The organism is Rothia sp. HMSC069C01 (assembly GCF_001814655.1).
Classification (GTDB): domain Bacteria; phylum Actinomycetota; class Actinomycetes; order Actinomycetales; family Micrococcaceae; genus Rothia; species Rothia dentocariosa.
Genome location: NZ_KV817380.1, coordinates 1 through 10,679, shown reverse-complemented (window position 1 = coordinate 10,679; position 10,679 = coordinate 1). Strand labels below are relative to the sequence as shown.

14 protein-coding genes are annotated in these 10,679 nt (G+C 56.9%); 2 read left to right on the top strand and 12 right to left on the bottom strand.

Features of this window, described 5'->3' with window-relative positions; genetic code table 11:
• The 5 genes from HMPREF2981_RS02035 to folP form a co-directional block, all read right to left on the bottom strand.
• The coding region (locus tag HMPREF2981_RS02035; RefSeq protein ID WP_246825210.1) for a PH domain-containing protein at positions 1–419 on the bottom strand (419 nt) is incomplete at its 3' end.
• A gap of 15 nt (positions 420–434) precedes the next feature.
• Positions 435–962: a DUF3180 domain-containing protein gene (locus HMPREF2981_RS02030; RefSeq protein ID WP_070660429.1), complete on the bottom strand. Its 528-nt coding sequence runs from the start codon at positions 960–962 to the stop codon at positions 435–437.
• Positions 959–1,561 carry a 2-amino-4-hydroxy-6-hydroxymethyldihydropteridine diphosphokinase gene (folK, locus tag HMPREF2981_RS02025; protein ID WP_070660433.1) on the bottom strand — a complete coding sequence of 201 codons (603 nt, stop codon included), beginning with the start codon at positions 1,559–1,561 and terminating at the stop codon, positions 959–961. The genes HMPREF2981_RS02030 and folK overlap by 4 nt, the downstream gene beginning before the upstream one ends.
• Before the next feature lie 37 nt (positions 1,562–1,598).
• A complete protein-coding gene (gene folB / locus HMPREF2981_RS02020; protein ID WP_048755023.1) occupies positions 1,599–2,033 on the bottom strand; it encodes a dihydroneopterin aldolase in 435 nt (144 codons plus the stop codon).
• A gap of 37 nt (positions 2,034–2,070) precedes the next feature.
• The gene (gene folP, locus HMPREF2981_RS02015) at positions 2,071–3,021 is read right to left on the bottom strand and encodes a dihydropteroate synthase (RefSeq protein WP_070660426.1); all 951 of its coding nucleotides are present in this window, start codon (positions 3,019–3,021) and stop codon (positions 2,071–2,073) included.
• Positions 3,022–3,284: 263 nt separating this feature from the next.
• Between folP and HMPREF2981_RS02010 the strand changes: the two genes are divergently transcribed.
• Positions 3,285–3,488, top strand: coding sequence for a hypothetical protein (locus tag HMPREF2981_RS02010; RefSeq protein WP_048755025.1), 204 nt, complete (start codon positions 3,285–3,287; stop codon positions 3,486–3,488).
• 38 nt (positions 3,489–3,526) lie between these two features.
• Positions 3,527–4,123: a GNAT family N-acetyltransferase gene (locus HMPREF2981_RS02005; protein ID WP_070660424.1), complete on the top strand. Its 597-nt coding sequence runs from the start codon at positions 3,527–3,529 to the stop codon at positions 4,121–4,123.
• A 253-nt stretch (positions 4,124–4,376) separates the two neighbouring features.
• Here the strand turns inward: HMPREF2981_RS02005 and HMPREF2981_RS02000 are convergent, their stop codons facing one another.
• The 7 genes from HMPREF2981_RS02000 to hpt form a co-directional block, all read right to left on the bottom strand.
• Positions 4,377–5,513 (bottom strand): hypothetical protein, encoded by a 1,137-nt coding sequence (locus HMPREF2981_RS02000; protein ID WP_141747813.1) that lies wholly within the window; start codon positions 5,511–5,513, stop codon positions 4,377–4,379.
• Between the two features lie 58 nt (positions 5,514–5,571).
• Positions 5,572–6,096: a Fic/DOC family protein gene (locus HMPREF2981_RS01995; RefSeq protein ID WP_246825207.1), complete on the bottom strand. Its 525-nt coding sequence runs from the start codon at positions 6,094–6,096 to the stop codon at positions 5,572–5,574.
• A gap of 122 nt (positions 6,097–6,218) precedes the next feature.
• A complete protein-coding gene (locus HMPREF2981_RS01990) occupies positions 6,219–6,422 on the bottom strand; it encodes a hypothetical protein (protein ID WP_070618361.1) in 204 nt (67 codons plus the stop codon).
• Between the two features lie 149 nt (positions 6,423–6,571).
• The gene (gene folE, locus HMPREF2981_RS01985; RefSeq protein ID WP_070660418.1) at positions 6,572–7,159 is read right to left on the bottom strand and encodes a GTP cyclohydrolase I FolE; all 588 of its coding nucleotides are present in this window, start codon (positions 7,157–7,159) and stop codon (positions 6,572–6,574) included.
• Positions 7,146–9,440, bottom strand: coding sequence for an ATP-dependent zinc metalloprotease FtsH (gene ftsH, locus HMPREF2981_RS01980; protein WP_070660415.1), 2,295 nt, complete (start codon positions 9,438–9,440; stop codon positions 7,146–7,148). The genes folE and ftsH overlap by 14 nt, the downstream gene beginning before the upstream one ends.
• Positions 9,441–9,621: 181 nt before the next feature.
• Complete coding sequence (locus tag HMPREF2981_RS01975) at positions 9,622–9,825, bottom strand: type II toxin-antitoxin system HicB family antitoxin (protein WP_070660412.1); 204 nt, start codon at positions 9,823–9,825, stop codon at positions 9,622–9,624.
• Positions 9,826–10,002: 177 nt separating this feature from the next.
• Entirely contained in the window at positions 10,003–10,554 is a 552-nt protein-coding gene (gene hpt / locus HMPREF2981_RS01970; RefSeq protein WP_004005768.1) for a hypoxanthine phosphoribosyltransferase, read from the bottom strand.
• Positions 10,555–10,679: the final 125 nt, after the last annotated feature.

Sequence of the window (10,679 nt, the reverse complement as noted above, 5' to 3'; positions counted from 1 at the left end):
CCGGAATCTACATCTACATACTGGATGCGCCCATACGGAATGGACGTCACATGCCGAAACAGCACCCCCTGGCGCGCCATCAGATGGTTGGGGCGCAGACTATAACCGAGCGCTCGGGTGCGGCGCGGCAGCAGCACCGCCCACCAGATACCCCACACCACCAGGACAGCGGCGATCACCCCGGTAAGAGCAGGCAGCCACGTGGTTTTGGGCAGAGCGCCAGAGGAACGCATCACCTCAAACATCACGGTCAGCGCCGCAAAAACGCCTACCAGCGTGGCGAAAAACCCTACGATCTGTATCAGCCGAATCTTGGTATATGAAGGATGCGCGCGCACCCACTCATCCTCAGTCGTGGTCACCGAGCTCTCACCCTCGTGCGAGAAAGAAGCATCCTCAGCATGTGAAAGTTGTGACATACATACCCTCTAACGTTAATCGCTCGTGCGGGAATATCCATCGGCGGCGAGCTTACCCGAATTCGAGCCGCCCGACGACGAATTACCGTCCGGATCATCCGGCGGAATACGGCATAGATACTGCGCCCACACCCCGCCTGCCAGCAGCAGCACGGCACCGATCAGATTCACCACAGTAGACCAGAAAAACCCGGGGATACCGCGAGCGCTCGCCAACGCTACATCGTAGACGATAAGCCCGAGCATCCAGCCCGCCAACAGGGCCCCGGTCAAAATCGCGCCCTGCGCACACGCCAAAGTACGCGCAGCCATGAGAGAGTTCATGGATTTCGCTTTGCGCCGGGTCTCAACATTGCGAAAACGCGCCACCTGAAACGCAAACCAGAGCGTAATACCCGCTATTACCACGCAAATCAGTGCCACCACAGGCGACATTGCGAGTTCACCGCCGCCTGCGTTCACCACCAGATTATTCAGGATCGTTGCAGCAACAAGCCCCAGCGCCACGGCACACGCAATAACGGATATTCGGATGGGCTTCATACGCCCTCGCTTTCAGCACCACTATCAAATAGGTTCTTGGGCAAATTCATGTCTCGCATAAATCGTACCGCGTTAACCCCCGCCCGTTCATCGGCTGCGCGTACCCTGCGAGCTAAATCGGCGACGAGATGCCGCGCCTGTTCGCCCGTAGCGGCATCACGAGAGGGTATTACCGCCTGTGGGTTTGCCTGTTCCCATGGAACCAGTACGAAAGCGCGTTCATGCGCACGCGGATGCGGCAGCGTCAGAACCGGGTCGTCGCTGACAAGGTCGTCATAGGTAATAACGTCAATATCGAGAGTGCGCGGACCCCATCGCACAAGCCGCACCCGGTGATGATGCGCCTCCACCTGTTGGCACAACGCTAACAGCGCGTAGGGGTCAAGGCTTGTGCGCACTTCAAGGACGGCGTTGATATAGTCCGGCTGGTCGGCGGGGCCGCCCACCGGTTCCGTCACATACAGCCCAGAGGCACGCACTAGCCGCACCTCACCCCCGCTAAGATGCACTAGGTCGGCGGCGGCCTGCTCTAGGGTGGTTTCGCTCTCGCCCAGGTTTGACCCCAGAGCCAGCACCGCCGTATGCGCTAACGCGTCCATGCCGGGCGCGGGGTGCGATTGGTTCGCGTTCGGTACATTACCCACGCGCGCATGCACCCTTTCCGCCCTGAATCTGCGTGCCTTCACGCTCCCGGAATACGGTCACTGCCACGTTCCCGAAGGTCACCTCAATCGGGGCCTTCGGTTTATTGACGGTCACCTCAAGGGCATGCACATATGCGCATTCGTCCAGAATGTTCTGGGCGATACGCACGGCAAGAGTCTCAATCAAATCGAGGGACTCCCCCACAATATGCGTGCGGATAATCTCGGCAACTTCCGCATAGTTCGTGGTTTGGGCGAGGTCGTCGGTTGCAGCAGCCTGCGTGAAGTCGGTGTATAAAACCGTATCTACGATGAAGGGCTGACCTTCACGTTTCTCAAAATCAAGCGCTCCGTGAAAACCCACGGCGGCTACACCGGTCAGGGTAATGCGGTCGCAGGAGGCATAGGCGTGCGCTGGGTTCGGCATGGTGTTCCTTAGCTGATGTGAATACTGGTACATAATTTTAGGTCTGTTTGGTGCGGGAAATAGTGCGTAAAGTATTCGCCACGGTCACGGCATCCACCGTGGGGGGCACATTGTGCACGCGAATCCCCCACACTCCCTGGGCCGCCACGAGTGCAGAGAGAGCGGCGGATGCGGCATCACGGTCTTCGGGGGCGCGTGCTGGCGGCATTTGGTCGGGCACGGTGTTCGCGCCCGCGGCGGGGTTCTGGGTTTTGGTGCGCGCCGCATCCGCAGCGTTCAGCGCATTCGCCAGAAAACGTTTACGCGAACCGGCGATTAGTACCCGATGCCCCAGCGTGTGCAGCTGCCCAAGGGCGGCGAGCAGTTCCCAATCCTGCATGCCGCCCTTCGCAAACCCCAGCCCGGGGTCGAGAATAATGTTCTCGGCATGAACCCCGGCGGCAACCAGGCGATCACGCAGGGCGGCGAGCTCGTCCAGCACCTCGGTGACGGTGCCGCGCGGGTAGGCGGCGAGCGCATCCATTGTGGTTGAGGTGCCGCGCGCGTGCATCAGAATATAGGGTACGCCCAGCTCGGCGACGGTCTGTATCATCTCATCGCTCACGCTCATGCCTGAAACGTCGTTGATGATGTGCGCCCCGGCGGCTACGGCGGCGCGGGCGGTCGCTGCGTTCATGGTGTCTACGCTGATGGTGATACCGGTTTCGGCAAGCCCCTCGATCACGGGCAGAATACGCCGAAGTTCCTCCTCAACACTGATGCGCACCGCACCGGGCCGGGTGGATTCGCCGCCTACATCAATAATGTCTGCGCCCTGCGCGATCATGTGCCGTGCGTGGGTGAGAGCGTCGTTCGCGGTGTAGTGTTCGCCGCCGTCACTGAAGGAATCGGGGGTGACGTTCAGGATTCCCATCACCAGGGTTCGCTCTGCGGCTGCGGCGTCACAGGGCAGGTGTGCGGGGGGCTGCGGGCTCATCATTGCGTGCATGATTTAATCCTAACGGATGCGCACCTGTCCCCCTTCGCGTCGCGAGCAGGTGGTTTCTGGTACAAGCAGGTCGGAAAATCCTACCTTGTCGTCGAAAAACAACCTTCTCGCGACCGGATTTAATATTGCATAATCTATGCGCATTTTTTCATGCAGGGCGTAGCGGGGGTATGCTGGATTTATGACTATAGAGTTCTGTACGGCTACGGTGCCGGACGGAACGTAACGACGCATCGTAGAGACTGACGGTTTTGGAGGTTCAGATGAATCTGAAAGTTGGCGCCTGGATTCTTGGCTTTATCGCTCTTGCGGCGTTTATCACGGTTGTTCTGGCGAATGGACTTACCGCCGTGCGCTGGGTCGCGTTCGGTGTCGCAACCTGCGCAGGGTTCCTCTCCCTGGGTATGGTCGTAACCCTAGTCCTCGGCTGGGATGACCCCACGGGAACGAAAACCGACTCCCACTAGTTTTATCTCGTGCAGAGGCGTTCCGCTAGGATTAAGCCATGCCGGATGCCCTCATGATTCGACCCGCCACCCCCTACGATGCGCAGTCAATAGCGCGCATCCGTGTTCAGGGGTGGCGGTTTGCATATCAGGGCTTAATATCTCAGGATTACCTTGATTCGCTCAGCGTCGCCGAAGACACCGAGCGGATGCGCGGGTACCTCAGCCAGTTTCCCCAGAATTCGCCGCCCAGCAGGTCAGAGTCCGTGCAGGGTTCGGGCGACGGTGAAAAACAGTCGTTTATGCTCGCTGCACGCGGCGATGCGGTGCTGGGGTTCTGCAGTTTCAGCGCGGCACCGAACAATGCTGACCGCGCCGAAAGGGCTACTCCGGGCGGGACAATGGTCGGGAGACTCCACTCACTCTACATAGACCCGGATGCCCTCGGCCAGGGTGTCGGCCACGCCCTTATGAGCCATGCACTCAGCACCTTTGCCGCATGGGGATGTGAGCACGCGACTCTCTGGGTGTTGGAGGGAAATTCCCGCGCCATCAGCTTCTACGAACGGCAGGGCTGGCGGTGTACGGGCGACACAAAGGTGGACCAGTCCTTTGGACCGTGTCTGGTTGAGCACGAAATGGCGGTGCAGCTTTAACGCGAAACCGCCCGGACGATCGTGCGACTTGTTGAGGCAGGTTCACGATTCATCTAGGCGGTCGCTAAGTTAGTCGACGCTATTAGCCACTGGCTAGTATAACGCCCTCACAGGGTGGGCACTCATAGTTTTAGCAGACTGGGTGCTCACCCGTATTGCTACTACCTTACCCTATATCGCGCGCATGCTCCACCCTCTAAAACAGCATCTGCAGCAGAAACCACCCATACACACGCGGGGACAGAGCATAGCTTCACCCCGGCAAGATGCCTCGCTTCAGGCGGGTATGCTCGTCAGCGCTCATGCGCTCGCCTTTCTGAAGGGACCCGTTAGCTTTGGGAGTGAGGCGCCTGAGATTCTGCGGGGTCATGATCGCCGAACGGCTAGAATGCTCATACGCATAGGTCGTGAAGATCCAGTCTGCGAGTTCGCGCGCATCTTGGGGGTCAAACCTTAGCCCATAACGCGGTTCAGAGTTCGTAAGCACGGATTGAATGTGCCGATACCAAGCATCGCGGCTGCGCATCACAAGCCAGAATCCGGGCTCGCTTTCCTGCTCATCGCGCAGATAACGCGCCAGACGGTATAACACCAATCGGGCGCTAAAATCCGAATAGACATTCTGTAAATCTTCAACCCCACTCACCCACGATGAGCGAAACGGATACAACTCCACGTTGCAGGTACGCAGATTCTTAACAGTCTGATGCACATAATCGCCCAAAGTTCCCGCACGGTAGTGTCTAAGGAGCAGCTTGCGAAAAGCCTCATAATACTGGCTATCAACGTCATTGACCAGAAGCGCTGAATCATAATTACGCAGATAATAACGCTCTGTGCGGGTAAAAGATTCTTGATCGGTTATATCAGGTCCAATAATGTTTTTGAGTTCGCGGTACAGAATATTTTCAGGGCACATCACGTGATTTAGTACGTCATCTGGCGTCAGGTTGTAACCCTGTGTCTTGGCGTTATAAAAAGCAGAAAAGTTGAGGGTGCGATCCGGGTGTCTGTTGTTCTGTTCGTGAAAATCGCGAACATTCTGTGCCAGGTCTAAAGAGCTGTCAATGCTTGGGTTGAACAGGCAGTGCATCAGCCGGGCGTTCACCCAACGACCATGCACATGCTGCGGGATAGCGTAGGCTAGCGACTGTACAAGTCGTATCAGCCGTTCAGGCCTCACCCACGCAAAACCTTCCTCTGCTGCGCACGGCTTCTCCCCCGCACCCATTGCGGCACAAAACTCTTCGATCTTCCGGTACCCGCTCCTCCCGGGTAACCACGGCGAGCCTAGTGCGGCCTCTAGATGGTTTTGATCGGAAATTCTGCCCGCATCATCAATCTCATCTGCCCACGCAAGGAATTCGGGCAGGATTCTAGGGGGTCTCATATACATCCTTGTAAGACTGTTATAGGGCTTTTAGTTTTATTAAGTCTCGCTCTTGTCCTCAGAACGTGATTACTTGCCTGAGAACAGCAGCCAACCTGTCGTTTCGTCCGGTATCCTGACTATAAAAACGCGCCTGTACGAATTCCTCACACAAGGGACTATCGGGGGCGAACGCGCTGGTATCAATGCTGTATCCTGCGTATTCGGTAAGGTATGAGAAAAACACAAACTGGCTACGAGTGTTACCCTCACGAAAACTATGGATTACATTAATCTCGCCCCAGCTTTCAGCGAGCTCAGCTGCAAAAGTATCTTGGTCTAAATCTCGCAGAAAATTCTTCTGGGCAAGCTTTGCGTACTCGGCTTCTGCAGCTGCTCTCAGATGCGGGCCAGCCCCATAGTAAGCATGTCCGTTTTTAGACATAAACTGCCCCACTGGTGCAACCCGTTCCTGCCCTGCCCACTCGTATATATCATGGAAAATGGCGTAATGGATTGCTTTCATATGTTCATAGTCAAATTTACCTAGCACAGGGTTCTCACGAAGTTCCCGGATCCTCAGGCTGGTAATTGCTTCTTCCATAACCCGCAATTTTTCTGGGTCAGTCTCACCAAAGGGCTTGTTTGGCGTGGTGAATTTATTTCGCAGCACCCTAGTGCCGGGAATATAGTAATCATCCCAGGTGTGAAAGATAACGTGGTCTCTCACGATGCCCTTTGCACATGGCGGCGGATCTCTGCAATAGCCTCATCGGCAGTGATGGCATGATGAGCTGCCTGATCCACAATATCTTTCAGCACAGGATCAGTGACATGATGACCAGCTAATGCCAAAGCTGTATCTGCAAAAGCCTGATTCTCCTCAGCCTCGGATGCGGTAATGCGAGTACCAGAGAGTATATGAGTCATATTTTCCCCCTACAGCCTTTATTGTACGTGAGAATGGTTCAACGCCAAGGGACTCTTCTGTCTTCAATGCGAGCAGGTGGTTTTTGGCCGAAAAGGTAGTATTTTCCTACCTGTTCGGACCAAAAACCACCTGCTCACGGATTAGGAAGCTACTGCTTCGAGAAAATCAGGCTCATCGCCTCGGCACGAGTTGCCGCGTTCTTGAGCTGCCCGCGCACCGCACTCGTGACGGTTTTCGCGCCGGGTTTGCGCACGCCGCGCATCGACATGCACATATGCTCGGCCTCAATCACAACGATCGCACCGCGCGGGTTTAGATGCTCCTCCAGTGCCTCCACCACCTGCGTGGTCAGCCGCTCCTGCACCTGGGGGCGACGCGCATAAACCTCAAGCACCCGCGCCAGCTTGCTCAGCCCCGTCACCTTGCCGTCAGCCCCAGGAATGTACCCAACATGCGCCACCCCGTGGAAAGGCACCAGGTGATGCTCGCACGTGGAATAGAACGGGATATCCTTCACCAGCACCATCTCGGAATGGGCAATATCGAAGGTCGTGCCCAGCACATCGGCCGGGTCAGCGTGCAGACCCGAGAAAAACTCCTCGTAGGCGCGAGCCACTCTCGCCGGGGTGTCCTGCAAACCGTCACGGTCAGGGTCTTCACCGATTGCCAGCAGGATTTCCCGCACCGCCGCCTCAATGCGCGGCTTATCCACCGCCGAGCCGTTATCCTCGCTCATCCGACCCTCCATAGGGGTTCTGGTTCGGGTTGTTATACGGGTACGGGTTCTGCTGCTGCCCATTCTGTCGTCCTGGATGCTGCTCAGGATACTGGCCGGGGAACTGCCGCTGCTCAGGGTATTGCTGCGGAGGCATCGCCACGGTCGGGTCGGTATCCTCAATATCCTGCGTGCCCGGATGCGGCATCTGCTGAGGCTGACCACCCTGACCGGGTAGATTCTGACCCGGTTCCGTGTGCTCGGGCGCAGTCGGCATGGACGCAGTCGTAGGAGCCTTCATCGCCACGGTCGGATCAGAATCGCCCTCCAGACCATTCTTCTCTGCGGCAAGTTCGCTCGGAGCCTTCACCGGCGGAATATCGGTGCGTTCGCGGCCTTCCTTGGAATACCAGTGCTCGCGTTCGGGGCGCTTACGCACATCCTTGAAAATCTCCGCGATCTCATTCTCCAGCAGAGTCTCTTTCTCCAGCAGGGCGAACGCCAAGCGGTCAAGCACATCGCGGTTCTCCACAAGAATCTGGAAAGCCTCATCATGAGCCTCTTCCAGAAGTTTACGCACCTCGATATCAATCTTGTAGGCGGTCTTATCAGAGTAGTTACGTGCCGCCGAAGGATCGCCGCCCATGAACGGTTCGGTATCGTCGCTGCCGAGCTTCACCGAACCCAGCAGGGCGCTCATACCGTAGTCGGCTACCATTTTGCGTGCGGTATCGCTCGCCTTCTGAATATCGTTCGCGGCACCCGTGGAGGGATCGTGGAATACAATTTCCTCAGCCGCGCGGCCGCCCATCGCATAGGCCATCTGATCCAGTAGCTCGTGGCGTGTGGTCGAGTACTTATCGTCCTGCGGCATGACCATCGTGTAACCCAGTGCACGACCACGCGGCAGAATAGTAATCTTGGTAACCGGCGCGGAGTTGCGCAGGGCGGCAGCCACGAGAGCGTGACCGCCCTCATGGTACGCGGTTACCTTCCGCTCGTGCTCACTCATGATGCGCGAAGCACGCTGCGGGCCCGCCATTACACGGTCGATAGCTTCATCGATAGCACGGTCATCAATCACGTTGCCGTTATCGCGAGCGGTCAGCAGGGCTGCCTCGTTCATCACGTTCGCCAGATCTGCACCCGTGAAACCGGGGGTACGCTTAGCGACCTGCCCCAAATCAACGCGACGGTCGATTGGCTTACCGGCGGCGTGCACCTCAAGGATGCGCTGGCGACCCTTCATATCGGGCGCATCCACACCGATCTGGCGGTCGAAACGACCTGGGCGCAGCAGGGCGGGGTCGAGCACATCCGGGCGGTTGGTTGCAGCAATCACGATCACGTTGGAGTTGCCGTCGAAACCGTCCATTTCGACAAGCAGCTGGTTAAGGGTCTGCTCACGCTCGTCGTTACCGCCGCCCATGCCGACGCCGCGGCGGCGACCGACCGCATCGATCTCGTCCACGAAGACGATTGCGGCGGGGTTAGATTTTGCTTCCTTGAACAGATCGCGCACGCGGGATGCGCCCACACCCACGAACATCTCAACAAAGTCGGAACCGGAAATCGAATAGAAAGGCGCACCAGCCTCGCCCGCAACAGCTTTCGCGAGCAGGGTCTTACCGGTACCGGGAGGGCCGTACAGCAGCACACCCTTAGGAATCTTAGCGCCTAGTCGGGTGAACTTTTCGGGCTCCGCAAGGAACTCGCGCACCTCTTCAAGCTCAGCCAGTGCCTCATCAACACCGGCGACATCGGAGAAACGCACGGTCGGGTTATCTTTGTTGAACTTCTTCGCGCGCGACTTCGCGAAGCTCATGACCGAAGAGTTACCGCCCATGCGACCCATGAGCAGCCAGAAAATTGCACCAAAAAGAAGCACCGGCAGCAACAGAGAAATCAGCGAACCCAAGAAGCTGTTTTCCACCGGCTGATCGGTGTAGCTCTCCAGCTGGGCGCCGTTCATGGCCCGCACGACTTCTTCGGCACGCGGCTGCACATAGTAGAACTTCACAGAGGAACCGTAGTTGTTGCTGCCCTGCTTATAGTCTTCCTTCAGCTGCAGCTCAACACGCTGGTCGCCATCATAGATTTTCGCGCTCTTCACCTGGTGGTCGTTGAGCAGCTGCAAACCAACGTTGGTATCTACCTGGCGTGCGCCCTGCGCAAAAAGCGAGCTCAGCGAGAACGCCACGACAACAATTGCAATAACGATAGCCCACAGCCAGCGACCATTGATCAGCCTGCCTAAAAAGTTATCGGGGCCGTTCGGCGAGTTATTGGATTTTTGCGCCAATGCTTAATTCCTTACGTTTACGACGGCTACACGCCGGGTACGCGCCGCAGCGTGCCGGAGCACTCCGTGACGATAGAAAGATGCAACTTTAAATGTACCCTAACCCCGCCGGATTACGCCTGCATCGGCGGCATTTCACCTCAAGGCTAAAAGGAGTCAGTGCGGGCGTGCAGAAGTATGTCTAGGCGGTCCCCAGACCCTGTTCCCTGCATACCTCCAAAAAGGTTTGCAGGCTTGTCATACCTTCCCGGTGCAGGTCAGCAACGTTATCTGCATAAAAATCTGCGCCACCATTCAAACCAATAAATTCACCGCGCAGCACGTCTGTTTCCGGTTCGTATTGAATGACAGCCTTATGACCATCGATCATCATCACATTGTTCATGGTTTCACTCTACAGCTCGTCAAGGGAAACCTTTACCCCTGGCTGCGGATTAGCTAAGCGGTGACGCACGGTTTCGAGAAACTCTGCACGCAGGCATAAGCGTGCCCGCGCATCTAGAATTTTCATCAGGATGCGCGGGCACCAAAATCTTGTGCGCACGCTGCGCACGACCGGGTTTTAGGAGTATACGTGCGGGTGCAGAGTCGCCACACAGTCGAGGTTGCGGTACTTCTCAGCGAAATCGAGCCCGTAACCAACCACGAACTCAGGTTCGATATCCCAACCCACGTATTTGACCTGAACGTCGGTCTTGACGACCTTCGGCTTACGCAGCAGGGTGCAGATTTCCACAGATTCCGCGCCGCGCGATTTAAGGTTCTGCTGCAGCCACGCAAGAGTCAGCCCGGAATCAATAATGTCTTCAACGATCAACACATTACGACCGGTCAGGTCGGTATCAAGGTCTTTGAGAATACGAACCACACCCGAGGATTTCGTGCCGGATCCGTACGAAGAAACCGCCATCCAGTCCATCGTGTAATGCCCCTTGAGCGCGCGGGACAGGTCTGCCATCACCATAATGGCGCCCTTGAGAACCCCCACGAGGAGCACGTCTTTGCCTTCGTAATCTTCGTCGATGCGCGCCGCCAGCTCGGCAACTTTCGCATTAATCTCTTCCTTGGTGAAGAGTACGTTCTTCAGATCGTCCTGCACGTCTTGAGCCTGCACGGATTCTTCTTTCTTGCCGGGGCGTCTTCACGCCGAACCCACCCAAACGTTCCGCCGGGTCGGGTATATTTTCTTGGTCCGCTTTAAGTATGACTTAAATTCTGATGCGCGGCTTACGTTTCACG

Bases quoted from the DNA above. Each gene is read 5' to 3' on its own strand.
- HMPREF2981_RS02030 (WP_070660429.1), bottom strand. From the start codon at position 962: ATGAAGCCCATCCGAATATCCGTTATTGCGTGTGCCGTGGCGCTGGGG.
- folK (WP_070660433.1), bottom strand. From the start codon at position 1,561: ATGGACGCGTTAGCGCATACGGCGGTGCTGGCTCTGGGGTCAAACCTG.
- folB (WP_048755023.1), bottom strand. From the start codon at position 2,033: ATGCCGAACCCAGCGCACGCCTATGCCTCCTGCGACCGCATTACCCTG.
- folP (WP_070660426.1), bottom strand. From the start codon at position 3,021: ATGCACGCAATGATGAGCCCGCAGCCCCCCGCACACCTGCCCTGTGAC.
- HMPREF2981_RS02010 (WP_048755025.1), top strand. From the start codon at position 3,285: ATGAATCTGAAAGTTGGCGCCTGGATTCTTGGCTTTATCGCTCTTGCG.
- HMPREF2981_RS02005 (WP_070660424.1), top strand. From the start codon at position 3,527: ATGCCGGATGCCCTCATGATTCGACCCGCCACCCCCTACGATGCGCAG.
- HMPREF2981_RS02000 (WP_141747813.1), bottom strand. From the start codon at position 5,513: ATGAGACCCCCTAGAATCCTGCCCGAATTCCTTGCGTGGGCAGATGAG.
- HMPREF2981_RS01995 (WP_246825207.1), bottom strand. From the start codon at position 6,096: ATGGAAGAAGCAATTACCAGCCTGAGGATCCGGGAACTTCGTGAGAAC.
- HMPREF2981_RS01990 (WP_070618361.1), bottom strand. From the start codon at position 6,422: ATGACTCATATACTCTCTGGTACTCGCATTACCGCATCCGAGGCTGAG.
- folE (WP_070660418.1), bottom strand. From the start codon at position 7,159: ATGAGCGAGGATAACGGCTCGGCGGTGGATAAGCCGCGCATTGAGGCG.
- HMPREF2981_RS01975 (WP_070660412.1), bottom strand. From the start codon at position 9,825: ATGAACAATGTGATGATGATCGATGGTCATAAGGCTGTCATTCAATAC.